This window comes from Rhizobium sp. Leaf321 (assembly GCF_001423215.1).
GTDB lineage: Bacteria > Pseudomonadota > Alphaproteobacteria > Rhizobiales > Rhizobiaceae > Neorhizobium > Neorhizobium soli.
In genome coordinates this window covers 181050-205860 of record NZ_LMOF01000008.1, presented here as the reverse complement: position 1 = coordinate 205860, position 24811 = coordinate 181050, and the positions used below count along the sequence as shown (strand labels likewise).

Below are 24811 nucleotides of genomic sequence, written 5' to 3'. Positions count from 1 at the left end.
TTACCGCGCCTTTAGGGATTCCGTAACGATGCTGGGTGCAATCTGGGGCGGCATGCCACGGAAATCAACGTCGCCCTCATGAACGAACTGCTCATTATCGCCGCCCCCGATCTTCTCGAGAGGCGCCGCGAATGGCTGGAAAGCCTGAGTGGCGAGCGCCGGCTGTCGCCCAACACGCTTGACGCCTATGAGCGCGACACCCGGCAATTCCTGACTTTTCTGACCACGCACCTCGCCGGACCGCCGACGATTTCGGATATCCATACGCTGCGTCCGGCAGACTTGAGAAGTTTTCTGGCAGCACGGCGGCGCGAAGGCTCCGGTGCGCGTTCTCTCGGCCGTCATCTCGCGGGGCTGCGCTCGTTCCTGCGGTACCTGGAGCGCAAGGGACTGGTGAATGCGGCAGCCGCCGGCGCTATCCGTGCCCCGCGTCAACCGAAATCGCTGCCGAAGCCGCTGACCGACGCCCAAGCCCTCAACATCGTTACCTCAGAGGCGCAACTGCACGAGGAGCCGTGGATCGCGGCACGCGACGCGGCCATCCTGACGCTGCTCTATGGCTGCGGACTTCGCATTTCGGAAGCGCTTGGCCTGACGCCCGCCGATATCGATGCAGGCGCCACCTCGCTTCGCATTCTTGGCAAAGGCGGCAAGACGCGGATCGTGCCGCTGCTTCCCGTCATTCTCGAAGCTGTCGAAACCTATAGGAAACTCTGCCCCTACCATCTGTCCGCCGATGCCCCGATGTTCCGTGGTGCGCGCGGCAAGACTCTGCAGCCGGCGATCATCCAGCGCGAGATGCAGAAGCTCAGAAGCGCGTTCAACCTGCCCGACAGCGCCACCCCGCATGCGCTGCGCCATTCCTTCGCGACCCATCTTCTGGCCGGAGGCGGCGATCTGCGCACGATCCAGGAACTGCTGGGACATGCCAGCCTTTCCACCACGCAGGTCTATACGGGCGTCGATACGTCGAGACTGCTCGAAGTCTACGACCGCGCCCATCCAAGGGCATGAACCCATCCTTAACCACATCGGTTAAGCCGCTGTTCGAGCAGTCCCGCTAGGGTGAGCCCTACAATTGGGACTGATGACATGATCCGCAGCATTTTCGCCGGCACAATCCTTCAACGCGCCCAGACGGCTGCGCTTTGGTTGCTTGCCGCCCTGCACGTTCTGCTGCTGGCCTCGGTCTGCCTCGTGATCACCTCGCTTGCCGCACGCGCGGAGACGCCGGCCTGCACCGGGCGGGACCTGATCGCGGAGATGAAGGCCAACGATCCGGCCGCCTATCGGCAGGTTGTCGCAGAGGGCGAAAAAATCCCCAACGGCCGCGGCATCTTCTGGAAAATCGAGAAAGCCGGCCTCCCCCCGTCCTACCTTCTCGGCACCATGCATGTGACCGATCCACGCGTTCTGAAAATGCCTGAGGGCGCCCATGCCGCGGGCAAGGAAGCAAAGACCATCGTCGTCGAATCGGACGAAGTGCTCGACGAGCAGAAGGCGATGGCGGGCATGCTGTCCAAGCCGGAGCTGACGATGTTTACCGATGGCAGCTCGATCGAGAGCCTGCTGACGAAGGATGACCTCGCACTTCTCAGCGATGTCCTGAAACAGCGCGGCGTGCCGCTGGCCGCCGTTTCGAGAATGAAGCCCTGGCTACTGATGGGCCTGGTCTCGATGCCCGCCTGCGAGATGGCCCGCAAGACCCAGAACGCCGCTTTCCTCGACAAGCAGCTGGCGCTGGATGCGGCGAAAGCCGGCAAGTCGGTGAAGGGGCTTGAGACCTTTGCCGAGCAGCTTTCGACCTTGGCTGCCATTCCGGTCGATATCCACATGAAGTCGCTGATCGAAGCGATCAAGCTCGGTCCCAAGCTGGACGACGTGTTCGAGACGATGACCGGGCTCTATCTCTCCGGCGACATGGGCATGACCATCCCCTTCCTGAAGACCGTCGTGCCCGAGGGCGAGGATGATGAAAGCGGTTATGCCGAATTCGAGGAACTGGTCGTGCGCAAGCGCAACCTGCTGATGGCCGAACGCGCGGCACCCATCCTCTCAGAAGGCGGCGCCTTCATCGCCGTCGGCGCACTGCACCTGCCGGGCGATGACGGCCTGGTCGAGCTCTTGCGCAAACAGGGTTTCACAGTCACCGCTGTGAACTGAGCCCTCTGGCGAGGGACGTACGCCCGTCAACCGGACACAAAAAAACCGGCCCTGTTACGGGGCCGGTTTTCCGATGCGATATTGTTGCCGATCACATATGGATCGGCTTGGCAAAGGTCGCGAGTGCGGCTTCCTTCACGGCTTCCGACAGGGTCGGGTGAGCGTGGCAGGTGCGGCCGAGATCTTCGGACGAACCGCTGAATTCCATCAGCACGGCAATCTCGTGGATCATGTCGCCGGCGCCGAAGCTGACGATATGGCCGCCGAGAACACGATCGGTTTCCTTGTCGGCGAGGATCTTGACGAAGCCGTCGGTGGCGAGCATCGCGCGGGCGCGACCGTTCGCCGTGAACGGGAACTTGCCAACCTTGTAGGCGATGCCTGCAGCCTTCAGCTCTTCTTCCGTGCGGCCGACCGATGCCACTTCCGGCTGGGTGTAAACGACAGACGGAATGACGTCGTAGTTCACGTGTCCGTGCTGGCCGGACAGGATTTCTGCGAGAGCGACGCCCTCGTCTTCGGCCTTGTGCGCCAGCATCGGGCCCTTCACCACGTCGCCGATCGCGTAAATGCCGGCAACATTGGTCTTGTAGCCGCCGTCGATTTCGACGCGACCGCGATTGTCGAGCGCAACGCCTGCTTCTTCGAGGCCAAGGCCTGCTGTGTATGGCTTGCGGCCGGTGGAGATCAGCACGACATCGGCTTCGAGGCTGACGGCTTCGCCACCCTTGACCGGCTCATAGGTGACCTTGGCGCCGGTTTCTGTCTTCTCGACGCCGGTAACCTTGGCTTCCGTGCGGATGTCCATGCCCTGCTTGGCCATCATGCGCTGGAACTGCTTGGACACGTCCGCGTCCATCGAGCCGAGCAGCTTGTCGAGATATTCGATGACGGTGACCTTGGCGCCGAGACGCGACCAGACCGAACCGAGTTCCATGCCGATGACACCGCCGCCGACGACGATCATGTTGGCCGGAACCTTGTCGAGCGTCAGACCGCCCGTCGAGGAGACGATGACCTTCTCGTCGATGTCGACATTGACGCCGGGAATGCCGGCGATGTCGGAGCCGGTGGCGATGACGATGTTCTTCGTCTCGATTTCCTGGACCTTGCCGTCTTCGCCGGTGACCGAGACCTTGCCGGCCGAAACAATCTTGCCGGTGCCGATGAAACCGTCGATCTTGTTCTTCTTGAACAGGAAGGCGACGCCGTCGGTGTTCGACTTTACCGTCGCATCCTTATGGGCCATCATCTTCGAAAGGTTCAACGTCGGTGCCGGAACCTCGACGCCGAGTTCTTCGACGCCATGCGCCACATGCGCAAACATTTCCGAAGCATGCAGCAGCGCCTTGGACGGAATGCAGCCGATGTTGAGGCAGGTACCGCCATAGGTGGACCGCTTTTCGACGACAGCGACCTTGAGGCCGAGCTGGGCCGCCTTGATTGCGCAGACATAGCCGCCCGGGCCGGATCCGATTACGACAACATCATAAGCCATCAGACTATCCTTTTGATTGAGCAGGAGGCGGTCACACGAACAGTGCGATCATCATCAGCGCAAGGCCGACGAGGCTGACCAGCCATACAAGCGAGCGGACATAGGGAATGCCCTTGAGATAAAGTGGAATGTAGACGATACGCGCCACCAGCCAGACCGCGGCCCCGAACAGGCCAAAGCCCGACGAATCCCCGGTAAGGATCATCGCCAGCAGCAGGCCGATAAAGGCGGGATAGGTTTCCTGGTAGTTTCGCGAGGCGCGGGCCGCACGACCGGCCATCACGCTCTGGGGTTCGTTATCGCCGTCCCGCGGACCGGCATTCCATGCCGTGCCGCGATCCTTGGTGGCGAAATTCCCCTGCAGCAGAATATGCACGAGAAGCAGGACGACACTCAGGCACAGAAGTACCAAGAGATAGGTCGCATTGGCTGAAGCGGCGTCCATTTTGCTCTCCGCAAATTACAGATCGAGAACCAGACGTTCCGGATCTTCGAGGCTTTCCTTGACGCGAACGAGGAAGGTGACCGCTTCCTTGCCGTCGACGATACGGTGATCGTAGGACAGCGCCAGATACATCATCGGACGGATCACGACCTGGCCGCCGATCGCAACCGGACGCTCCTGGATCTTGTGCATGCCGAGGATACCCGACTGCGGCGCATTGAGGATCGGCGACGACATCAGCGAACCGTAGACGCCACCATTGGTGATGGTGAACGTGCCGCCCTGCATGTCGGCCATCGACAGCGTACCGTCGCGGGCAGCCTTCGCGAGACGACCGAGTTCCTTTTCGACGCCGGCGATCGAGCGCTGGTCGGCATCGCGGATGACAGGAACGACGAGGCCCTTGTCGGTACCGACGGCCATACCGACGTGGCAGTAGTTCTTGTAGATGAGGTCCGTACCGTCGATCTCGGCGTTGACGGCCGGCAGTTCCTTCAGCGCATGCGTGACGGCCTTCGTGAAGAAGCCCATGAAGCCCAGCTTCACGCCGTGCTTCTTCTCGAACACGTCCTTGTAGCGGTTGCGAAGGTCCATCACTGCCTTCATGTCCACCTCGTTATAGGTGGTGAGCATGGCGGCGGTGTTCTGCGCATCCTTGAGGCGCTTGGCGATCGTCTGGCGCAGACGCGTCATCTTCACGCGCTCTTCGCGCGATGCATCGTCAGCCGACGAAACCGGGCGCGGAGCTGCCGGAACCGAAGCCGGAGCGCCAGGAGCAGCCGGGCCCTTGGAAATGGCAGCGATCACATCGCCCTTCAGGACCTGACCGCGCTTGCCCGAACCGTCGACATCCGAGGTGGAGATGTTGTTGTCGGCAGCAACCTTGGCGGCAGCCGGTGCTGGCGGCATGGACGAGCCACCAGCAGGCGCTGCGGCGGCAGGTGCCGGAGCAGCAGCTGCGGGTTCGGCAGCCTTTCCCGGAGCGGCTTCCGCCGGCTGTGCAGCCGGTGCGGCAGTGCCGGCAGCAGCGCCGCCGGCCGAGATCTGGCCGAGCAGCGCGTCGAGGCCGACGGTCTCGCCGTTCTGGGCGACGATCTCTGTCAGAACGCCGGATGCTGGAGCTGGAACTTCGACGGTAACCTTGTCGGTTTCCAGTTCGACCAGCGGCTCATCGGCCTTGACCGTGTCGCCGACCTTCTTGAACCAGGTGCCGACGGTTGCCTCGCTGACGGACTCGCCGAGGGTAGGGACGCGGATTTCGGTGGCCATGATCTATTTTCCGTGTTTGTCAGATATCGTTTCGGAGCAATTGGTGGAGACGGCTGAAAAATCAGCCGCCGAGAGCGTCTTCGAGGAAGGCTTCCAGCTGTGCCAGATGCTTGGACATCAGGCCGGTTGCAGGCGATGCTGCCGCCGGACGGCCGGTATACCGGACGCGCTGATACTTGGCATCGATATGCGCCAGAACCCATTCGAGATACGGATCGATGAACGACCACGAACCCATGTTCTTCGGCTCTTCCTGGCACCAGACCATTTCCGCATTGCGGAAGCGGCTGAGCTCGTTGATGAGCGCCTTGGCCGGGAACGGATAGAGCTGTTCGATGCGCAGCAGGTAGATGTCGTCGATGCCGCGCTTTTCGCGCTCTTCCAGCAGATCGTAATAGACCTTGCCCGAGCACATCACGACGCGACGGATCTTCGCGTCCTTCTGCAGCTTGATCGGACCGTCCTTGATCATCTCCGCGTCGTCCCACAGCAGACGGTGGAACGAGCTTTCGCCCGCCATTTCCGCCAGCGTCGAGGTCGCGCGCTTGTGGCGCAGCAGCGACTTCGGCGTCATCAGGATCAGCGGCTTGCGGAAGTCGCGCTTCACCTGACGGCGCAGGATGTGGAAGTAGTTTGATGGCGTCGTGACGTTTGCGACCTGCATGTTGTCTTCGGCGCACATCTGGAGCCAGCGTTCCAGGCGGGCGGAGGAGTGCTCCGGACCCTGCCCTTCGTAGCCGTGCGGCAAAAGGCAGACGAGACCCGACATGCGAAGCCATTTGCGTTCACCCGACGAGATGAACTGGTCGAACACGACCTGCGCGCCGTTGGCGAAGTCGCCGAACTGGGCTTCCCAGAGCGTCAGCGCGTTTGGACGCGCCAGCGAGTAGCCGTATTCGAAACCGAGAACAGCCTCTTCCGACAGCATCGAGTTGATGACTTCGTACTTGCCCTGGCCAGCCTGGAGGTTGGACAACGGGATGTAGCGCTCTTCGGTTTCCTGATCGTAGAGAACCGAGTGACGCTGCGAGAACGTGCCGCGTTCGCAATCCTGACCCGAAAGACGGATCTTGGTGCCTTCGACGGTGAGCGAGCCGAACGCCAGCGCTTCCGCCATGGCCCAGTCGATCCCCTCACCGGTCTCGATCATCTGCGCACGGTTATCCATGAAACGCTTGATCGTGCGGTGGGCGTTAAAACCTTCCGGAATGGTCGAAAGCTTGCGACCGATCTCTCTCAGATCCTTGATCGGCATCGCGGTCTTGCCGCGGCGCTGCTCGTCCGCATTGTCGGCGGAGCGAAGACCCGACCACTGGCCGTCAAGCCAGTCGGCCTTGTTGGGCTTGTAGCTCTGGCCGGCCTCGAACTCTGTTTCGAGATTGGCGCGCCAGTCGGCCTTCATCTTCTCGAATTCGCCTTCGGTGATGACACCTTCGCCGATCAGACGTTCGGCATAGATCTCCGCCACGGCCTTGTGGGCGCGGATGACCTTGTACATTTTCGGCTGAGTGAACGCAGGCTCGTCGCCTTCGTTATGGCCGAACCGGCGGTAGCAGAACATATCAACCACGACCGGCTTGTGGAACTTCATCCGGTATTCGATGGCGATCTTGGCGGCGTAGACGACCGCTTCCGGATCGTCGCCGTTGACGTGGAAGATCGGCGCCTCGATCATCTTGGCAACGTCCGACGGATAAGGCGACGAACGCGAGAAGCCAGGATTGGTGGTAAAGCCGATCTGGTTGTTGATGATGACATGCATCGTGCCGGCCACGCGGTGGCCGCGGAGACCCGACAGGCCGAGAATTTCAGCCGTCACGCCCTGGCCGGCAAAGGCCGCATCGCCGTGCAGCAGCAGCGGCAGAACCTTGGCGCGCTCGGACAGCGGAATGATGTTGTCCTTGTCCCAGACCTTGGTCAGCATGTCCTGCTTGGCGCGGGCCTTGCCCATGACGACAGGGTTGACGATTTCCAGGTGAGACGGGTTGGCGGTCAGCGACAGGTGAACCTTGTTGCCGTCAAATTCACGGTCCGATGAGGCACCCAGATGGTACTTCACGTCGCCCGAACCCTCGACTTCGTCGGGCTTGAACGAACCGCCCTTGAACTCGTGGAACACGGCGCGATGCGGCTTGCCGAGGACGTTGGTCAAGACGTTCAGACGACCGCGGTGGGCCATGCCGAGGATGACTTCCTCGAGGCCTTCCTGACCGCCGCGCTTGATGATCTGCTCCAGCGCCGGGATGAGCGATTCACCGCCATCCAGGCCGAAACGCTTGGTGCCCTTGAAGCGCACGTCGAGGAACTGCTCGTAGCCTTCGGCTTCGACCAGCTTCGAAAGGATTGCCTTCTTGCCTTCAGGCGTGAACGTGACGCCCTTGGCGGGACCTTCGATACGCTCCTGGATCCAGCCCTTTTCCTCGGGGTTGGACATGTGCATGAATTCGACGCCGATGGTCGAGCAATAGGTGCGCTCGAGGATCTCGATCATTTCGCGAACGGACGCGTATTCAAGGCCGAGAACGTTGTCGATGAAGATCTTGCGATCGTAATCGCTCTCTTCGAAGCCGTAGGACTTCGGCGACAGCTCGTTGTAATCGTCGACCGGGCTCGCGATCCCGAGCGGATCGAGCTTGGCATGAAGGTGGCCGCGCATGCGGTAGGCGCGGATCATCATGATGGCGCGAACGCTGTCGCGGGTCGCCTGCAGAACGTCGGTCTGCTGCACCGGCTGGCCGGTCACTGCAGCGGATGCTTCCGCCTTCGCCTTGACCTTAGTCTCGATCGCCTTTTCGACGATCGGCCAGTTGCCGTCGAGTGCCGAGATCAGATCGCCATTGGCGGGGATCGGCCAGTTCGAACGTTTCCAGGAGGCGCCCTGCGCGGCCTTCCTGACATCTTCGGGGCTGTCTGCCAGCGCCTTGAAGAAGGCCTGCCATTCCTCGGAAAGCGACGTTGGATCACTTTCGTAGCGCCCATAGAGCTGCTCGATATAGGCAGCGTTCGCACCATCGAGGAAAGACGTGATGAGGAACTGTTCGTTGGCTTCTTGCCGTGCCATTGCTTCCCGCGGGCGCCGCGCCCGCCTCCTGACCTGATCGGCACCGGATGAATTGACCGGAAACCGCATTCTCTGACGTATGGCTCGATACCGCTGCGAGCGGCGCCGCTCTTTAGTAGACCTACCTCGGGTAGACCTACCCTTGAGCGACTTACCCGCAGGTCGCATGCAGCAACCCGCGGGTCATTTGATGTCTGGTCCATCGCCGTCTATCTATCGGCGATGGGTGACCTTTATGTGGCGTTAGCCCTTGAGGACTTCAACCAGCGTCGTGCCGAGACGTGCTGGCGAAGGCGAAACCTTGATGCCCGCTGCTTCCATGGCAGCGATCTTGGATTCCGCATCGCCCTTGCCGCCGGAAACGACAGCGCCGGCATGGCCCATGGTGCGGCCCTTCGGAGCGGTCCGGCCGGCGATGAAGCCTGCCATCGGCTTCTTGCGGCCCTTCTTGGCTTCGTCGATCAGGAACTGTGCCGCTTCTTCTTCAGCCGAGCCGCCGATTTCGCCGATCATGATGATCGACTGCGTGGCTTCGTCTGCGAGGAACATTTCCAAGATGTCGATGAACTCGGTGCCCTTGACCGGATCGCCGCCGATGCCGACAGCCGTCGTCTGGCCGAGGCCTTCGTTGGACGTCTGGAACACGGCTTCATAGGTCAGCGTGCCGGAGCGCGACACGATACCGACCGAACCCTTGCGGAAGATCGAGCCCGGCATGATGCCGATCTTGCATTCTTCCGGCGTCAGAACGCCCGGGCAGTTCGGGCCGAGCAGGCGCGAGCTGGAACGGTCGAGGCGAGCCTTGACGCGAACCATGTCCATGACCGGAATGCCTTCGGTGATGCAGGTGATGAAGGGGATCTCGGCTTCGATCGCCTCGATGATCGCATCAGCTGCACCGGCTGGCGGAACGTAGATCACGGACGCATCGGCGCCGGTCTTTTCCTTGGCTTCGGCAACGGTCGCATAGATCGGCAGGCTTTCGCCCTTCGAACCGGTCCAGGTTTCGCCACCCTTCTTCGGATGGATACCGCCGACCATCTGCGTGCCGTAGTAGGCAAGCGCCTGTTCGGTGTGGAACGTGCCGGTCTTGCCGGTCAGGCCCTGAACCAGGACCTTGGTATTCTTGTTAACGAGAATAGACATTATCAGGTCCCCAAATTAGGCTTTGATCGCCGCGACGATCTTCTTGGCAGCATCGTCGAGATCGTCAGCAGCCGTGATCGCAAGACCCGATTCGTTGAGGATCTTCTTGCCCAGCTCGACATTGGTGCCTTCGAGGCGCACGACGAGCGGAACCTTGAGGCCGACTTCCTGAACCGCTGCGACAACGCCTTCGGCGATGACGTCGCACTTCATGATGCCGCCGAAGATGTTGACGAGGATGCCCTCGACCTTCGGGTCAGCCGTGATGATCTTGAAGGCTGCAGCGACCTTCTCCTTGCCGGCGCCACCGCCGACGTCGCAGAAGTTTGCAGGCTCTTTGCCGTACAGCTTGATGATGTCCATCGTCGCCATCGCGAGACCGGCACCGTTGACCATGCAGCCGATGTTGCCGTCGAGCGCCACGTAAGCGAGGTCCCACTTGGAGGCTTCGATTTCCTTGGCGTCTTCTTCCGACTCGTCGCGCAGCGCCTTGACGTCGTCATGGCGGAAGATCGCGTTGCCGTCGAAGGACATCTTGGCATCGAGAACGCGCAGGTGATCGTCCTTCATGACGATCAGCGGGTTGATCTCGAGGAGCGCCATGTCCTTCTCGTTGAAGGCCTTGTAGAGCAGCGGGAACAGCGACTTTGCGTCTTCTGCGGCAGCACCCGAAAGTTCGAGCGCCGAAGAGATCGCAGCGATGTCTGCTTCCGTCACGCCGGCTTCCGGATCGATCGCGATCGTGTGGATCTTCTCGGGCGTGTCGTGAGCGACAGCTTCGATGTCCATACCGCCTTCGGTCGAAACGACGAAGGCAACGCGACCGACCGAACGGTCGACGAGCAGCGAGCAATAGAGTTCGCGGGCAATGTCGGCACCGTCTTCGATGTAGAGGCGGTTGACCTGCTTGCCGGCGTCGCCGGTCTGCGCGGTCACCAGCGTGTTGCCGAACATTTCCTTGGCATGGCTCTTGGCTTCATCGATCGAGAAAGCCAGGCGAACGCCGCCCTTGGCTTCCGGTCCGAGTTCCTTGAACTTGCCCTTGCCGCGGCCACCAGCATGGATCTGGCTCTTCACCACATAAAGCGGACCCGGCAGCTGCTTTGCAGCAGCTTCGGCTTCTTCTGCGGAGAAGATTGCAACACCTTCCGCAACCGGTGCGCCATAACCCTTCAGGAGGGCCTTGGCCTGATATTCATGAATGTTCATCGACGTATCCTTAAATCCGTGCGCCCGAAGGCGATTACTTCAGCGCAGGCGCGATATTGATGCAGGCTTCGCAGAGAGCCGAAACAGCGCCGACCGACTTCGCGAAGGCAGCTTCTTCGTCCTTGTTGAATTCGACTTCGATGATCCGCTCGATACCACCGGCACCGATGATCGTGGGAACGCCGACATACATGTCCTTCACGCCGTACTGGCCGGACAGGTAAGCAGCGGCAGGCAGAACGCGCTTCTTGTCCTTGAGGAAGGATTCAGCCATCTCGATCGCCGAAGCAGCCGGAGCGTAGTAGGCAGAACCGGTCTTCAGCAGGCCGACGATTTCAGCGCCACCGTCACGGGTGCGCTGGATGATTTCTTCGAGACGCTCGGCAGAGACCCAGCCCATCTTGACGAGATCGGTCAGCGGAACGCCGCCAACGGTCGAGTAACGGGCGAGCGGCACCATCGTGTCGCCGTGGCCGCCGAGAACGAAGGCCGTGACGTCCTGGACGGAAACGTTGAATTCTTCCGACAGGAACAGGCGGAAACGAGCCGAGTCGAGAACGCCGGCCATGCCGACGACCATGTTCTTCGGCAGGCCGGAGAACTTCTGCAGAGCCCAGACCATCGCATCGAGCGGGTTGGTGATGCAGATGACGAATGCGTTCGGGGCGTATTTCTTGATACCGGCGCCGACCTGTTCCATCACCTTCAGGTTGATGCCGAGCAGATCGTCGCGGCTCATGCCGGGCTTGCGGGCAACGCCGGCCGTGACGATGCAGACGTCAGCGCCTTCGATGGCGGAATAGTCGCTAGCACCGGAAAGCTTGGCGTTGAAGCCTTCGACGGGACCGGACTGGGCAATATCGAGGCCCTTGCCCTGCGGGATGCCGTCGGCAATGTCGAAGAGGACGATGTCGCCCAGCTCCTTCAGGCTGGCAAGATGTGCCAGCGTGCCACCGATCATGCCCGAACCAATAAGTGCAATTTTCTTGCGCGCCATCGAAAAGCTTCCTCTCAAGACTTTACCTGCGTCAAGTCATAGCAGGTTCACGTGCGGCGCCACCGATAGCGCCATATCGGAAAAATCGCAATCGATTATTTCGGAGTGATATTTTTCAATCGGTTAGATATCAATTACCTTACGTAAACGTAAGAACTTCTGTCATGAAAGTGTCAGGCTTCTTGACGCTTTGCGTTGTGCAGAGCGAGGTAATCGGCGCTCCGCATCTCCCAGAGACGGGAGATTGTTCGATCGAACTCGAACCCCTCGGTGCCGCGCTTCTCCAACAAAAGCTGATCCGGTTCGCTCGCGGCGGAGACGTAGAGTCTGACCGAATGGTCGTAGAACGCATCGACGAGATTGATGAAGCGCTTGGTTGCGTTGCGCTTTTCGGGTCCGAGCTGCGGGACGTGCTCAATGAAGACAGCGTCAAAGCGATCGGCGATCGCCAGATAGTCCGACGCGCCTAGCGGTTTTTCACACAAGTCCGAAAAGCTGAACCGTGCAGCCCGGCCGGACGCCAGCGGCACTTTGATGGTGCGACCTTTCATCGGCAACTCGACAGGGCTCGCCTTCTCGCCGTCGATCACCTGATGCCAGGTGTTTTCGATCGCGAGATCCGCTTGGGGGCTGAGAGGCGTCACATAGACGGGCAGGCTCGCCAGCTTCTGCATCCGGTAGTCGGTTGGCGAGTCCAGCGTGACGACATCCACGTAGCGGCCGAGCAACGCGATGAACGGCGTGAACAGACCGCGGTTGAGGCCATCCCTGTAAAGATCGTCGGGGGCTACGTTCGAGGTCGCGACGAGAACGCATCCAAGGCCGAACAATTCCGTGAACAGACGTGCAAGGATCATGGCATCGGTGATATCGGTCACCGAGAATTCGTCGAAGCAGAGAAGTTCCGCTTCTGCGAACAGGGCCGCAGCGATCGGCGGCACCGGATCTGCCTGTTTCGTCTCTCCGCGTTTCAGCTTTTGACGGTGCTCGTGGATACGTCCATGCACGTCGGCCATGAATTCGTGAAAGTGCAGACGCCGCTTTTTTGCGATGGATGCCTTCTTGAAGAACATGTCCATCAGCATGGTCTTGCCGCGACCGACGCTGCCATGCACATAAAGTCCGCGGATTTCCCGCGGCTTGCCGCCACCGCGGGCAAACAGCCAGCCGAGTGCACTCGTCTTCTTGGCTGGCTTCGTGTCTCTGAAGCATTTGAGAATGTGGTCGAGCTTGGCGGCCACCTGCATCTGCGCAGTGTCCGGAGTCAGCACCCCGGACGCCGCCAGTGCCTTCAGCTCTTCACCGACGCTCGATGTGTAGTCCGGGATCGGCTCCACCCTGCCGCCTCCGCAGACCGTTTACCGGCTGAGACCGAGGGGCTGGCCCGAATTGGTGGTGCCGTCGAAACGGGTATCGCCGCTCTTGTAGACGCGGCCGATGACGTCGCCGGCGCGGTTCTTGAACTGAACCATCTTGCCCGACACTTCCCACGAACCCATCGTCGTCAGTTCGCCGGAGCAGCCACGGGTGCCGCCGCGCGATCCGCTGCCGAGATTGGTGAGCGTCAGGAACATGTCGCAGGACGAGCCGCCATTGGCAACGCGCCAGTTGCCGACCATCTGCTGCTTGGTAATATCGAGAGCATTGGCAGGCGCCGCAGCATTCGGATCGACGGATGCCATCTGCTGGCCACCCTGAGGCGCCGTCGGATATTGGGCTGCACCACCCGGAGGTGGAAGCTGGCCGCCCTGCACACCCTGAACAGGCTGTGCCTGGAGCGGCGCGGGCCGGGACGGCTGTGCTGGCAGATCAGCATAAGAGGAGGTATTGGACGTCCGCTGGCAACCGGCAAGAGCCAGCGCAAGAACAACGCCTGTCGCCACATATCTGAACTGCATCACAAAACTCCTGCTTTCAGCCGCATCTCTGCATGGAACTGATCCATTCAATTGAGACGGAATTACCGTAAAAGGACTTAGTTAATCAAGTCATACCGGCGCTATTTGGCGAAGGCACGACAACTGTCACGATTACGCGAGCTGTTTTAATCGAAAAATCCCGACCGTGCGTCTGCAGGGTCGGGATACTGTAAGGTTTTACTAGACGCGGCGCTCGACCATCATCTTCTTGATTTCGGCAATCGCCTTGGCAGGGTTCAGACCCTTCGGGCAGGTCTGCGCGCAGTTCATGATCGTGTGGCAGCGATAGAGCCGGAACGGATCCTCGAGGTTGTCGAGGCGCTCGCCCTTGGCTTCGTCTCTGGAGTCGATCAGCCAGCGATAGGCCTGAAGCAGAACAGCCGGACCGAGATAGCGGTCGCCGTTCCACCAGTAGCTGGGACAGGATGCCGAGCAGCAGGCGCAGAGAATGCACTCGTAGAGACCGTCGAGTTTCTGACGGTCGTCGTGGCTCTGCTTCCATTCCTTGGCAGGCGTCGGCGAGACGGTCTTCAGCCAGGGCTCGATGGAGCGGTGCTGGGCGTAGAAGTTTGTCAGATCCGGAACCAGGTCCTTGACCACAGGCATATGCGGCAGCGGATAGACTTTGACCGTTCCCTTCACGTCATCCATGCCCTTGGTGCAGGCAAGCGTGTTGGTGCCGTCGATGTTCATCGCGCAGGAACCGCAAATGCCTTCGCGGCACGAACGGCGCAGTGTCAGCGTCGGGTCGATATTGTTCTTGATGTAGAGAAGACCATCGAGAACCATCGGGCCGCAATCGTCGATATCGATGTAGAACGTATCGATGCGCGGGTTCTGGCCGTCATCCGGGCTCCAGCGGTAGACGCGGTATTCTCGGACGTTCGTGGCACCATCCGGCTTTGGCCAGACCTTGCCTTCGGTCATCTGGGAATTCTTGGGCAGAGCGAGTTCAACCATGTTCCAGTTTCCTCAGATCAATACACGCGCGCTTTCGGCTCGATCTTGTAAGGATCGATGCCGTCGGCGATCAGGTCCGTGTGGACCGGGCGATAGTCGAGCTTCACGTCGCCCGCGTCGTTGACCCAGGCAAGCGTATGCTTGCGCCAGGTCACGTCGTCGCGGCCGGAAAACGCGCCGTCCGTATAGTCCTCGCGTGCGTGAGAACCGCGGCTTTCCTTGCGCGCTTCGGCGCCGTAGACCGTGGTGATCGCGTTCGCCATCAGGTTATGCAGTTCGAGCGTTTCGACGAGATCCGAGTTCCAGATCATCGAATGGTCGGTGACCTTCACGTCGCGCATTTCGCCCCAGATTGCCGACATGCGCTTGCAACCGGATTCCAGCGACTCCTGTGTGCGGAACACGGCGGCATCATCCTGCATGGTGCGCTGCATCTTGTCGCGCAGGATCGCCGTCGGCGTGGAGCCGCTGGCGTGGCGCAGGCTGTCGAAGCGGTCCATGATCTTGTCGCAGGCGGCCGTGTTCAATGCCGGGATTGGTCCGACGCGGTCGATCACCTGGCCGGCGCGGATGGCGGCGGCACGGCCGAACACGACGAGATCGATCAGCGAGTTGGAGCCGAGACGGTTGGCACCGTGCACCGAGGCGCAACCGGCTTCACCGACGGCCATCAGGCCAGGCAGGATGCGTTCCGGGTTGTTGGCGTCCGCATTCAGCACTTCGCCCCAGTAATTGGTGGGGATGCCGCCCATGTTGTAATGCACGGTCGGCAGAACCGGGATCGGCTCGCGCGTCACGTCGACGCCCGCAAAGATCTTGGCGCTTTCGGAAATGCCGGGAAGACGTTCGTGAAGGACGGCCGGATCGAGATGGTCGAGATGGAGGAAGATGTGGTCCTTGTTCTTGCCGACGCCGCGGCCTTCGCGGATTTCCAGCGTCATGCAACGCGAGACCACGTCACGGGAGGCCAGATCCTTCGCGGATGGCGCATAGCGCTCCATGAAGCGCTCGCCCTCGGAATTCACGAGGTAGCCGCCTTCGCCGCGTGCACCCTCGGTGATGAGACAGCCCGAACCATAGATGCCGGTCGGGTGGAACTGGACGAATTCCATGTCCTGAAGAGGCATGCCGGCACGCGCCACCATGCCGCCGCCGTCGCCGGTGCAGGTATGGGCAGAGGTTGCCGAGAAATAGGCGCGGCCGTAACCGCCGGTCGCCAGAACCACCATCTTGGCGGTAAAGCGATGGATCGTGCCGTCGTCGAGGTTCCAGGCGACAACGCCGGTGCAACGGCCGTCATCCGACATGATCAGGTCGAGTGCGAAATACTCGATGAAGAATTCCGCGTTGTGCTTCAGCGACTGGCCGTAGAGCGTATGCAGGATGGCGTGGCCGGTGCGGTCTGCGGCAGCGCAGGTGCGCTGCACCGGCGGGCCGGCACCGAAATTCTGCATGTGGCCGCCGAACGGGCGCTGGTAGATCTTGCCTTCTTCGTTGCGCGAGAAAGGCACGCCGTAATGTTCGAGTTCGTAAACGGCCTTGGGTGCTTCCATGACCATGTACTGCATGGCATCGACGTCGCCGAGCCAGTCGGAACCCTTGACGGTGTCATAGAGGTGCCACTGCCACGAATCGGGTGTCATGTTCTGCAGCGAGGCGGCAATGCCGCCCTGCGCTGCGACCGTATGCGAACGGGTCGGGAAGACCTTGGTAATGCAGGCCGTCTTGAAGCCCTGTTCGGCCATGCCGAGCGTGGCGCGCAATCCTGCACCGCCGGCCCCAACGACGATCACGTCATAGGAATGGTCGACATAGGTATAGGCCTTGCCGGTCTGAGAGGCGCCTGGAGCGATGGGGGTGACGGATGCCATGACGGATTATCCTACGAAAGCGATCTTCAGAACGGCGAACAGACAGAGCCCGGCGATCAGGATCGAGAAGAATGTGTTGAGCATGACGAACAGGATCTTGGCGAACTCGCTGTGCACGTAGTCCTCGATGATGACCTGCATGCCGAGCTTCATGTGGATGATGCCGGAGATCACGACAAGGCCCATGACGACAGCGACGAACGGGTTCGACAGCGCTTCGACCACTTCGGCAAACGGCTTGCCGGCATAGATGATCATGAAGATCACGAAAAAGGTCATCAACGGCACGTTGGCAACAGCGGTCATCCGCTGGCGCCAGAAATGTTCGGTACCGTCTTTGGCGGAGCCCAGTCCGCGGACCTTACCGAGCGGGGTGCGCATATCCATGGAAGCTGTTCCTTAGCGAACGATGAAGCCGACCACCCAGACCAGCACGGTCAGACAGAGCGATGCGATGATGTTGGCGATGGCGAGCTTGGTCGAAAATTCCTTCTCGAAGCCACGGCCCAAGTCCCACATGAAGTGGCGGAAGCCGCCGAGCATGTGGTGGATCAGCGCCCATGTATAGCCGAGAAGAACCAGCTTGCCGGGAATGCTGCCGAGCGCCCAGTTGGCCCAGTCGTAGTAAGCCGGGCCGCTTGCTGCAGCGATCAGCCACCACGCGACAAGGATCGTGCCGAAATACAGAGCGCCACCGGTGATACGGTGAACGATCGACATGACCATTGTGGGGATTGGCTTGTAGATTGAGAGATGCGGCGACAGAGGCCGGTTGTTAGTCACATTCGCCATCAGAACCTCGCGGCGTCGTAATGCGTCAAAGAGCGGGAGCCCTTGGCAATGCACGCTGCCGAGAAAATGTGCATTGCATCATTCGCGTGGTTTAATCTTGGAATTCCCCAACGACAAGAACAATTCTAAACGATCGAGAATTTAATCGATTGTGTTTTTCTCAAGGTCTCGGGTTTGCCAGATCGCGGCACGATATCTGGCAAACCCGAACAATTGGTTTCTTGCCAGAAACCCGCTTTCGCTCCATGTTAATGTTTCGTTAACCTGTGTGTCGCGGAGTTCGTCATGATCAGTCACCGGATCAAGCCCCTTGTCATCGCCGCAGCAGTGCTTGCAGCCTTCGCATCAGTCGCTTCTGCGGCAGATCGCAGGCATCACCATCAGGGCTATGCCGACCGTGGATACGACAGAGGCCATCGCCACCAGTTCGTCGAAAACAATCGCTGGGATCGCCAGGGTGACGGACGACGCAACCGTCCTGCCGAGATCAACCGGATGACCCGTACTTATGCATCGGGTCGCTTTGATCGGGGCTCGTCATCCTTCACGCGCGGGATTGATACCTATGCAGGTTCGATCCAGGCCTACTCGGTCCCTGGCAATGGGACCTATTTTGTGCGCGACGATATCTACTGGCCGCAGCAGGAACGCCGCAGTCTGGCACTCGCCCCGAAAGCCAAGGTGATCGATGTAGCGCAGGAGATGGGCGGCAACGCGGTGGCCTCGAACAAATCCTGCTCGTTTGAAGCCGGCGTCTGCGTCATTCGCGGCGGCCGATAGTCGTCTCAGGCGAACTGCCACACGGTCGTCTTTTTGACCTCGCTGTCTTCAAGTGCCCGGGTGACGGGTACCTGGTAGACGGCCATCTCGGTAAGCCGATCCTTGGGGCAGTAGCTCCTGCCGGGATCACCGACCAGAACGACCTTTCCCGCTTCCGATAACCGGGTAAACCACGGTATCAACAGATCGGCCATGACGCGATCGTAGAATACGTCGCCGGCGAGCAGCACCTCCGCCTCGATCTCTCGCCCGATCAGATCTTGCGACGTGAAGGATATCTCTACGTCGTTCTCCGCGGCGTTGAGCCGCACCGCAGTTTCCGTCCAGGGATCGATATCGGCGGCGAGCACTTGGGCTGCAGCAGCCTGTTTTGCCGCGATCGCCACCAGCCCGGATCCCGATGCGAAATCCAGCACCCGCTTGCCGGCTACTGTACCCGGATGATCGAGGATATAGCGGGCGAGCCCCTGCCCGCCGGCCCAGGCGAAGGCCCAGAACGGCGGCGGCAGACCGATCGCCTGCAACTCTTCCTCCGTCTTCAGCCAGAGGTCATGCGCCTCGGTCGCCAGATGAAGCCGGATCTCCGGAACATGCGGCGGCGCGGTGACATCCGTGTTGGCGAGGATGAAGGTCGCAGGGTCGGTTTTCAAGGACGCGTCAGTCCGGCGAGCGGGGCGGGTTCTTGACACCACCCAAGCGGCAGATCTCGAGATATTCCTCTTCCGTCACCGGCTGTACGGAAAGCCGCATCGAGGTGACCAGCGCCATCTTTTCGAACTGCGGATTGGCCTTGATGTCCTTCAGCGTGATCGGCTTCGGCACATCCTCGACGGCGCGAATATCGACGCAGTCCCACTTCGGATCGCCCTTGGCCGAGGAATCCGGATGCGACAGCGCGCAGACCTCGACGATGCCGACGATCTCCAGCCCCTCGTTGGAGTGGTAGAAGAACCCCTTGTCGCCGATCTTCATGGCCCGCATGTTGTTGCGGGCCTGATAGTTGCGCACGCCGGTCCATTCCTCGCCGGCTTTTCCCTTGGCCTTCTGCTGCTCCCAGGACCAGACATCCGGTTCGGATTTATAGAGCCAATAGGCCATGGTTATCTCACTCCGCAGGCTTGTTGATCGTCCAGTTCCACGGCTTCACATCGACCTTTTCGAACAGGCCGGCGAGGTAATAGGGATCGGCCTCGGCAAGCGTGCGGGCAGCCGCCATATCGGCAGCCTCGACCACGACCAGGCTGCCGTTCGGCTTGCCTTCATCGTCAAGGAAAGGCCCGGCAAACTTCAGCGTACCGTCGGCATTCAGTTTGTTGAGATGTTCGAGGTGGACCGGACGGGTTTCCATCCGGACGTTGAGATGGCCGGGCTTGTCGGTGCAGAGGAAGGCAAACAGCATCGTTCTCTCCTGGGGTTGATCTATTCCGTGGTGATCGGGCGGGTCATCAGGCGTTCCATCGCGTCGGCCACGCCAAGCCGTCCGTCGATGATCGCGGCAACGGCCTCGGTCACCGGCAGATCGACGGAATGGGTCTGCGCGAGCTGGGCAGCCACCGACGCGGCAAAGGCGCCTTCGACCAGCGGTCCGCCGGAGGCCGATGCCGGCTCCCCTCGCCCGAGCGAAATGCCGAAGCGCAGATTGCGGGACTGGTGGCTGGTTCCGGTCAGAACCAGATCGCCGAGACCGGACAGGCCCCGAACCGTATCCGCCTTGCCGCCCATCGCCTCGACCAGACGCGACATTTCCGCAAGTCCGCGCGAAATCAGTGCGGCACGGGCCGAATCACCAAGGCCTGCGCCCTCGACGATGCCGCAGGCAATCGCCAGCACGTTCTTCATCGCACCGCCGAGCTGCACGCCGATCCGGTCGGACGAGGCGTAAAGCCGGAAGGTCCGGCTGGACAGCACGGTCGCCAGACGCTCAGCGAGCAGTTGGTCCTCCGCCGCAAGCGCCATCGCCGTCGGAAGCCCGCGCGCAATGTCGAATGCAAAACCGGGGCCGGAGAGAACCGCGATCGCGTGGCTCGGAAGCGATGCCTCCAGAACGTCCGTCAGCAAACGCCCTGACACACGGTCTATGCCTTTGGCACAGGTAACGACCGCCGCATCCTTTGCGAGATATGGACCGTAATACCGCGCCGCATCGCTCTGCGCCTGCGAAGGCATGGCAAACAGCACGATGCTCGCATCCGAGATGGCGTCGGGTTCAGCGGAGAATTCGAGCGCATCCGGCAATGTCACGCCGGGAAGTGCCGCGTCATGGACGCGGTCGTTTCTGAGATCGGCCATCAGGCCGGTATTGCGACCGATCAGCGTAACCGGGTGACGACCTTCGAGCGCGATGACGGCAGTGAGTGCCGTGCCGAAGGCGCCGGCCCCGATCACGACGATCCGTTCCTGCGCCGTCCCTGCCCCGTTCATGCCTTGGCCCCCCGTTTGCCGGAACCAAGCAGCGTCTGCGCATTGGCATCCAGCGGCCAGCGTGAGCGCGGCGCGACATCCATCCCGTCGAACGGCATGTCTTCGGCCAGACGTTCAAGCCCTGCCCAGGCGATCATGGCCGCGTTGTCGGTGCAAAGTTTCATCGGCGGCGCAATAAAGCGAAATCCGTGTTCGATGCAGAGCGCCTGCAGCGTGCGGCGGATCTCCTGGTTGGCGGCAACGCCGCCCGCAACCACCAGCGCAGGACCGACATCCAGATGGCCAAATTCCTTGGCAAACCGCGCAAGTCCACGCCCGATCCGGTCGCGCAGCGTTCGCGAGATTGCCTTCTGGAACGAGGCGCAGATGTCGGCGATATCCTGCTCGGACAGCGGCGCGATCTCGGTCGCGGCCTGACGCACGGCGGTCTTGAGACCGGAGAAGGAAAAGTCCAGCCGGGCTTCACCAACCAGCGGCCGCGGCAATTGAAAACGATCGGGATTGCCCGTCAGCGCCGCCTTCTCGACGGCCGGACCGCCCGGGTATGGCAGGCCAAGCAGCTTTGCCGTCTTGTCGAAGGCTTCGCCCAGCGCATCGTCGATCGTGGTGCCCCAGCGCTCATAATCGCCGACGCCGCGCACAAGAACCAACTGCGTATGGCCGCCGGAGACCAGCAGCATGAGATAGGGGAACGACAATCCGTCCGTCAGCCGCGCCGTCAGCGCATGTCCCTCGAGATGGTTGATCGCTATCAGAGGCTTGCCGGTGGCGCGCGCAATCGCCTTCGCCGTCATCAGCCCGACGATCAGTCCGCCGATCAGGCCGGGACCGGAGGTCGCCGCCACCGCATCGATCTCATTGAGCGAGACGTCGGCGCGCGAAAGCGCCTCCTCGATCAGGCCATCCAGCGCCTCCACATGGGCGCGCGCCGCAATCTCGGGCACGACGCCGCCATAGGCGCTGTGTTCGTCGAGTTGCGAGAACACGACATCGGAGAGGATTTCGCCACGACCGTCCTCGTGGCGCACGACAATGGCGGCCGCGGTTTCGTCGCAGCTTGTTTCAATGCCGAGGATGCGAAGAAATGCCGCCATGACCTATCGTTGATTGAAGAGGAAAACAGGTTTACGAGGGCTTCCGGTAACAATGGAATGACGCGGATGCAAACAAAACCTTTCCGGATAGGAACGCGGGGCAGCCCGCTGGCGCTCGCTCAGGCGGCCGAAACCCGTGCACGGTTGATGGCAGCCCATGCCCTTCCGGAGGAAATGTTCGAAATTGTCGTCCTGTCCACGACCGGCGACCGCATCACCGACCGCGCGCTGAGCGAGATCGGTGGCAAGGGCATGTTCACGCTGGAACTGGAGGAAAAGCTCTCTTCGGGTGATCTCGACTTCGCGGTGCATTCCTCCAAGGACATGCCGACCAAGCTTCCGGAGGACCTTTACATCTCCGCCTACTTGCCCCGCGAGGATATCCGCGACGCCGTGATCGGCCGCACGGCGCCGAGCCTCAAAGCCCTGCCAGATGGTGCGACCGTCGGAACCGCATCGCTTCGGCGCCAGGCGCTGGTGCGCCGTCTTCGTCCCGATATCCAGGTCGCGATTTTTCGCGGATCGGTCGGCACGCGCCTTCGCAAGCTCAATGAAGGCCATGTGGACGCGACGCTTTTGGCGTATGCCGGGCTGAAGCGGCTGGCCCGCGAGGAAGTTGCGACCGAACTGCTCGACCCCGTCGATTTTCCGCCAGCGCCTGCACAGGGCGCGATCTGCCTCGAGAGCCGCATCGGCGACACGGCCATCGATGACCTGCTGAAAGCCGTCAACGACTGTCCCACCTTTGACGCGGTCAGTTGCGAGCGCGCGTTTCTGGCAGCCCTCGATGGCTCATGCCGGACGCCGATTGGCGGCTACGCGATCTGCGACGGTGATCATCTGAAATTTTCAGGCCTGATCCTGACGCCGGACGGATCGACCGAACACGCGGTCGACATCAGCGGCCGACGGGCGGATGCGGAAACGCTTGGTCGCCAGGCCGGAGAAACCGTCCGCGCCGCTGCCGGACCGGGCTTCTTCGAAGGCTGGGTCTGACGCCATGCGGGTCATCGTTACCCGCCCTGACCATTCCGCCCGGCGAACCGCAGCACGGCTCGAAACCCTCGGCCATCAGCCGGTCTTCCTGCCGCTCACCCGCGCCGAGCATCACCTGGAGATCGCCCGAGAAGCGCTGTCCGAACCCCATTCCGCACTTGTCGTGACCAGCGCCGAAGCCGTTCGCGTGCTTGGCGAACTTGGACACGAACTCCGGCATCGCCTGTCCACGCAGATATACGCCGTCGGCGAAGCGACCGGCGAGGCAGCACGCACCCTCGGCTTTACCGATATCCGCTGCGGCGATGGCACCGGGCATGATCTGGTGGAGAGGATCGCCCAGGATGTCGGCGAAACATCCAGTCTCCTCTATCTTGCCGGCAATCCGCGTTCGCCGGATTTGGAGGACGGGTTACACGCCCGCGACATCGCCTGCAAAACGATCGAGATCTACCGGATGGTCAAGGTCGGCTACCGGACCGAGATCATCGAACCGCTTCTGACCCGCCCGGCGGCCGACGCAGTCCTTCTCTATTCGCGCCACAACGCCGCGCTGTTCTTCGAACTCGTGCAGCCGTTTGCAGCCTCGATCGAACATTTGCAGGTCATCTGCCTCAGCAAAAACGTCGCTACCGCGGTGCCTGAAAAATTTCATCCTGCTATCTTCGTCGCTGAAACACCCGACGAAGACGCACTTTTCGCGTTTCTTTCACCATAGTGCCAAGCCAAATTCTCTCGCTCCCCTTTCCTTACCCTGCCCCACCAACTACTTTCCCTGAGCAGATGCGAAAAGAGGTCGAGATGGTAACGGAAAAACCACCCCGCCGATCGATGGCGGAGAAAGAACCGGTCACGATCGACCTGACGGCCGATGGCGCTGGCGTGGTGGCCGAGCCCGTGCGCAGCAATGACAGCGACATCCCGGAAACCGCTTCGGAAGAAGTCGAAGCTTCTGAGACGACGGATGCCATCCCGCTGGCCGGCGAGCCGGTGACATCGACCGTGCCTGAAGAGAGCGACACGTCCCATGTGATCGGCGAGCCGGATAGCTCCCATGGGCGAGACGAGCCAGGTGTGACGGGAACAGCCGATCCGGTTGTGACCGAGCCGGACGCGCCGATTGCGACAGACGCTGCTCGTGACGCTGCCCCCTCGCCGACCGAGGAATTCACCCCGTCGCCCACGCCAGGTTTTGACGAACCTGCCGCTAAGCATGAAACCTTTGACAAGGCATCGGACGCCCAGCCAGCCACCCGCTCCGGTGGGACCTCGGCGTCCACGCTGATTGCTGCCGGCATTTTCGGCGGCATCGTAGCGCTTCTGCTGGCGGGCAGCATGCAATATGCCGGTTATCTTCCGTCATCGTCTCCGGCGGCATCCGGCTCGGCCGAACTGTCGGACGAAGTCGAAGCTCTTCGCCAGGATATCCAGACGCTGCGCAGCCAGCCGGCGTCTCCCGATACGGAACTCGCAAGCCGCGTTCAGGCGCTGGAAAGTTCTGTCGCGCAGAATTCCGGCGGTCCGACCGAAGAAAGCTTGAATGCCCTCCAGCAGCAGCTGGCAGACACCAAGGCTGCGGCAGCCACGCAGACGGCCGAGCTTTCCCGCCGGCTCGAAGCGGCTGAGGCCCAGATCAACGATCGCGGCCCGGAACAGCAGGTTGCCCGCGCCGTCGCTGCCGCTGGCCTCAAGGCCGCCATCGATCGCGGCGGCTCGTTCGAGGCAGAGCTTCAGGCCTATACGAACATTGCCGGCGACGATCCCGCGATCGCCGAGCTCAAGACATTCGCCGCAGACGGCGCGCCGTCGCGTGAACAGCTGCAGAGCGAGTTTCCCGCCGTCGCGGATGCGATCATCCAGGCGTCTGTGCCTGCAGATCCGGACCAGGGCATTGCCGGCCGGCTTCTGTCCTCCGCCATGTCGGTGGTGAAGGTTCGCCGCGTCGGCGATGTCGAGGGTGACACGGTCGACGCGATCGTATCGCGCATCGAGGACCGGTTGCGCAGCGGCGACCTTCAGGCGGCTGCCCAGCAGTGGGATACGCTGCCGGAAGCCGCAAAATCGGCGTCTACCGAGTTCAAGCGGAAGCTGGATGCGCGGGTACAGGTTGAAAATCTCGTGAGCGGAACTCTTTCGCGCGCGCTTGCTGGCACGAAATCAGGCTCTTAAGGCTGAAGAAGAAAGAAACGG

The 24811-nt window shown here is 61.4% G+C and carries 24 protein-coding genes; 6 read left to right on the top strand and 18 right to left on the bottom strand.

The window, feature by feature from the left end:
- The first annotated feature begins 78 nt into the window (after positions 1-78).
- Both ASF70_RS18045 and ASF70_RS18040 read left to right on the top strand, forming a co-directional pair.
- Complete coding sequence (locus ASF70_RS18045) at positions 79-1014, top strand: tyrosine recombinase XerC (protein ID WP_062581699.1); 936 nt, start codon at positions 79-81, stop codon at positions 1012-1014.
- 78 nt (positions 1015-1092) lie between these two features.
- Positions 1093-2163, top strand: a complete 1071-nt coding sequence (locus ASF70_RS18040) for a TraB/GumN family protein (RefSeq protein ID WP_062581697.1) — start codon at positions 1093-1095, stop codon at positions 2161-2163.
- A gap of 91 nt (positions 2164-2254) precedes the next feature.
- Here the strand turns inward: ASF70_RS18040 and lpdA are convergent, their stop codons facing one another.
- From lpdA to sdhC, 13 genes are all read right to left on the bottom strand, one after another.
- Entirely contained in the window at positions 2255-3661 is a 1407-nt protein-coding gene (gene lpdA, locus ASF70_RS18035) for a dihydrolipoyl dehydrogenase (RefSeq protein WP_062581696.1), read from the bottom strand.
- A gap of 31 nt (positions 3662-3692) precedes the next feature.
- Positions 3693-4106 (bottom strand): MAPEG family protein, encoded by a 414-nt coding sequence (locus ASF70_RS18030; RefSeq protein WP_062581695.1) that lies wholly within the window; start codon positions 4104-4106, stop codon positions 3693-3695.
- Between the two features lie 15 nt (positions 4107-4121).
- The gene (gene odhB, locus ASF70_RS18025) at positions 4122-5375 is read right to left on the bottom strand and encodes a 2-oxoglutarate dehydrogenase complex dihydrolipoyllysine-residue succinyltransferase (protein ID WP_062581693.1); all 1254 of its coding nucleotides are present in this window, start codon (positions 5373-5375) and stop codon (positions 4122-4124) included.
- A 61-nt stretch (positions 5376-5436) separates the two neighbouring features.
- On the bottom strand, positions 5437-8436 hold the full coding sequence (locus ASF70_RS18020) for a 2-oxoglutarate dehydrogenase E1 component (protein ID WP_062581691.1): 3000 nt from the start codon (positions 8434-8436) through the stop codon (positions 5437-5439).
- A gap of 243 nt (positions 8437-8679) precedes the next feature.
- A complete protein-coding gene (gene sucD / locus ASF70_RS18015; RefSeq protein ID WP_062581687.1) occupies positions 8680-9582 on the bottom strand; it encodes a succinate--CoA ligase subunit alpha in 903 nt (300 codons plus the stop codon).
- Positions 9583-9597: 15 nt separating this feature from the next.
- Complete coding sequence (gene sucC / locus ASF70_RS18010) at positions 9598-10791, bottom strand: ADP-forming succinate--CoA ligase subunit beta (RefSeq protein ID WP_062581685.1); 1194 nt, start codon at positions 10789-10791, stop codon at positions 9598-9600.
- A gap of 34 nt (positions 10792-10825) precedes the next feature.
- A complete protein-coding gene (gene mdh / locus ASF70_RS18005) occupies positions 10826-11788 on the bottom strand; it encodes a malate dehydrogenase (protein ID WP_062581683.1) in 963 nt (320 codons plus the stop codon).
- Between the two features lie 173 nt (positions 11789-11961).
- Positions 11962-13125, bottom strand: a complete 1164-nt coding sequence (gene zapE / locus ASF70_RS18000; RefSeq protein ID WP_062462489.1) for a cell division protein ZapE — start codon at positions 13123-13125, stop codon at positions 11962-11964.
- 21 nt (positions 13126-13146) lie between these two features.
- Complete coding sequence (locus ASF70_RS17995) at positions 13147-13686, bottom strand: protease inhibitor Inh/omp19 family protein (protein ID WP_062581681.1); 540 nt, start codon at positions 13684-13686, stop codon at positions 13147-13149.
- 201 nt (positions 13687-13887) lie between these two features.
- Positions 13888-14667: a succinate dehydrogenase iron-sulfur subunit gene (locus ASF70_RS17990; protein ID WP_062462483.1), complete on the bottom strand. Its 780-nt coding sequence runs from the start codon at positions 14665-14667 to the stop codon at positions 13888-13890.
- Between the two features lie 17 nt (positions 14668-14684).
- Positions 14685-16538 (bottom strand): succinate dehydrogenase flavoprotein subunit, encoded by a 1854-nt coding sequence (gene sdhA / locus ASF70_RS17985; RefSeq protein WP_062581678.1) that lies wholly within the window; start codon positions 16536-16538, stop codon positions 14685-14687.
- Positions 16539-16544: 6 nt separating this feature from the next.
- Positions 16545-16925, bottom strand: a complete 381-nt coding sequence (sdhD, locus tag ASF70_RS17980; protein ID WP_062581676.1) for a succinate dehydrogenase, hydrophobic membrane anchor protein — start codon at positions 16923-16925, stop codon at positions 16545-16547.
- 12 nt (positions 16926-16937) lie between these two features.
- Positions 16938-17330 carry a succinate dehydrogenase, cytochrome b556 subunit gene (gene sdhC / locus ASF70_RS17975; protein WP_062462475.1) on the bottom strand — a complete coding sequence of 131 codons (393 nt, stop codon included), beginning with the start codon at positions 17328-17330 and terminating at the stop codon, positions 16938-16940.
- Positions 17331-17615: 285 nt separating this feature from the next.
- Between sdhC and ASF70_RS17970 the strand changes: the two genes are divergently transcribed.
- Positions 17616-18110: a hypothetical protein gene (locus tag ASF70_RS17970; RefSeq protein WP_062462473.1), complete on the top strand. Its 495-nt coding sequence runs from the start codon at positions 17616-17618 to the stop codon at positions 18108-18110.
- Between the two features lie 5 nt (positions 18111-18115).
- Here the strand turns inward: ASF70_RS17970 and ASF70_RS17965 are convergent, their stop codons facing one another.
- From ASF70_RS17965 to tsaD, 5 genes are read right to left on the bottom strand one after another with little or no spacing between them, the layout of a single operon-like run.
- Complete coding sequence (locus ASF70_RS17965) at positions 18116-18760, bottom strand: methyltransferase (RefSeq protein ID WP_062581672.1); 645 nt, start codon at positions 18758-18760, stop codon at positions 18116-18118.
- Positions 18761-18767: 7 nt separating this feature from the next.
- Entirely contained in the window at positions 18768-19208 is a 441-nt protein-coding gene (locus tag ASF70_RS17960; RefSeq protein ID WP_062462467.1) for an EVE domain-containing protein, read from the bottom strand.
- Positions 19209-19215: 7 nt separating this feature from the next.
- Positions 19216-19509, bottom strand: a complete 294-nt coding sequence (locus ASF70_RS17955) for a YciI-like protein (protein ID WP_062581670.1) — start codon at positions 19507-19509, stop codon at positions 19216-19218.
- Between the two features lie 20 nt (positions 19510-19529).
- On the bottom strand, positions 19530-20531 hold the full coding sequence (locus ASF70_RS17950) for an NAD(P)H-dependent glycerol-3-phosphate dehydrogenase (protein ID WP_062581668.1): 1002 nt from the start codon (positions 20529-20531) through the stop codon (positions 19530-19532).
- The gene (gene tsaD, locus ASF70_RS17945; RefSeq protein ID WP_062581665.1) at positions 20528-21625 is read right to left on the bottom strand and encodes a tRNA (adenosine(37)-N6)-threonylcarbamoyltransferase complex transferase subunit TsaD; all 1098 of its coding nucleotides are present in this window, start codon (positions 21623-21625) and stop codon (positions 20528-20530) included. The genes ASF70_RS17950 and tsaD overlap by 4 nt, the downstream gene beginning before the upstream one ends.
- A 66-nt stretch (positions 21626-21691) precedes the next feature.
- Between tsaD and hemC the strand changes: the two genes are divergently transcribed.
- The 3 genes from hemC (at position 21692) to ASF70_RS17930 (ending at position 24790) form a co-directional block, all read left to right on the top strand.
- Complete coding sequence (gene hemC, locus ASF70_RS17940) at positions 21692-22621, top strand: hydroxymethylbilane synthase (protein WP_062583020.1); 930 nt, start codon at positions 21692-21694, stop codon at positions 22619-22621.
- Positions 22622-22625: 4 nt separating this feature from the next.
- The gene (locus ASF70_RS17935; protein ID WP_062462456.1) at positions 22626-23339 is read left to right on the top strand and encodes a uroporphyrinogen-III synthase; all 714 of its coding nucleotides are present in this window, start codon (positions 22626-22628) and stop codon (positions 23337-23339) included.
- Between the two features lie 83 nt (positions 23340-23422).
- Entirely contained in the window at positions 23423-24790 is a 1368-nt protein-coding gene (locus tag ASF70_RS17930; RefSeq protein ID WP_162237999.1) for a mitofilin family membrane protein, read from the top strand.
- Positions 24791-24811: the final 21 nt, after the last annotated feature.

Excerpts from the sequence above, each read along its gene's own strand:
- ASF70_RS18045 (WP_062581699.1), top strand. The coding sequence starts at position 79 with ATGAACGAACTGCTCATTATCGCCGCCCCCGATCTTCTCGAGAGGCGC.
- mdh (WP_062581683.1), bottom strand. The coding sequence starts at position 11,788 with ATGGCGCGCAAGAAAATTGCACTTATTGGTTCGGGCATGATCGGTGGC.
- sdhD (WP_062581676.1), bottom strand. The coding sequence starts at position 16,925 with ATGGATATGCGCACCCCGCTCGGTAAGGTCCGCGGACTGGGCTCCGCC.
- sdhC (WP_062462475.1), bottom strand. The coding sequence starts at position 17,330 with ATGGCGAATGTGACTAACAACCGGCCTCTGTCGCCGCATCTCTCAATC.
- ASF70_RS18020 (WP_062581691.1), bottom strand. The coding sequence starts at position 8,436 with ATGGCACGGCAAGAAGCCAACGAACAGTTCCTCATCACGTCTTTCCTC.
- ASF70_RS17960 (WP_062462467.1), bottom strand. The coding sequence starts at position 19,208 with ATGGCCTATTGGCTCTATAAATCCGAACCGGATGTCTGGTCCTGGGAG.
- ASF70_RS17935 (WP_062462456.1), top strand. The coding sequence starts at position 22,626 with ATGCGGGTCATCGTTACCCGCCCTGACCATTCCGCCCGGCGAACCGCA.
- hemC (WP_062583020.1), top strand. The coding sequence starts at position 21,692 with ATGCAAACAAAACCTTTCCGGATAGGAACGCGGGGCAGCCCGCTGGCG.
- lpdA (WP_062581696.1), bottom strand. The coding sequence starts at position 3,661 with ATGGCTTATGATGTTGTCGTAATCGGATCCGGCCCGGGCGGCTATGTC.
- sucD (WP_062581687.1), bottom strand. The coding sequence starts at position 9,582 with ATGTCTATTCTCGTTAACAAGAATACCAAGGTCCTGGTTCAGGGCCTG.
- ASF70_RS17995 (WP_062581681.1), bottom strand. The coding sequence starts at position 13,686 with ATGCAGTTCAGATATGTGGCGACAGGCGTTGTTCTTGCGCTGGCTCTT.
- sdhA (WP_062581678.1), bottom strand. The coding sequence starts at position 16,538 with ATGGCATCCGTCACCCCCATCGCTCCAGGCGCCTCTCAGACCGGCAAG.
- tsaD (WP_062581665.1), bottom strand. The coding sequence starts at position 21,625 with ATGGCGGCATTTCTTCGCATCCTCGGCATTGAAACAAGCTGCGACGAA.
- ASF70_RS18040 (WP_062581697.1), top strand. The coding sequence starts at position 1,093 with ATGATCCGCAGCATTTTCGCCGGCACAATCCTTCAACGCGCCCAGACG.
- ASF70_RS17950 (WP_062581668.1), bottom strand. The coding sequence starts at position 20,531 with ATGAACGGGGCAGGGACGGCGCAGGAACGGATCGTCGTGATCGGGGCC.
- ASF70_RS17970 (WP_062462473.1), top strand. The coding sequence starts at position 17,616 with ATGATCAGTCACCGGATCAAGCCCCTTGTCATCGCCGCAGCAGTGCTT.
- odhB (WP_062581693.1), bottom strand. The coding sequence starts at position 5,375 with ATGGCCACCGAAATCCGCGTCCCTACCCTCGGCGAGTCCGTCAGCGAG.
- sucC (WP_062581685.1), bottom strand. The coding sequence starts at position 10,791 with ATGAACATTCATGAATATCAGGCCAAGGCCCTCCTGAAGGGTTATGGC.
- ASF70_RS18030 (WP_062581695.1), bottom strand. The coding sequence starts at position 4,106 with ATGGACGCCGCTTCAGCCAATGCGACCTATCTCTTGGTACTTCTGTGC.
- ASF70_RS17930 (WP_162237999.1), top strand. The coding sequence starts at position 23,423 with ATGGTAACGGAAAAACCACCCCGCCGATCGATGGCGGAGAAAGAACCG.
- ASF70_RS17955 (WP_062581670.1), bottom strand. The coding sequence starts at position 19,509 with ATGCTGTTTGCCTTCCTCTGCACCGACAAGCCCGGCCATCTCAACGTC.
- ASF70_RS17990 (WP_062462483.1), bottom strand. The coding sequence starts at position 14,667 with ATGGTTGAACTCGCTCTGCCCAAGAATTCCCAGATGACCGAAGGCAAG.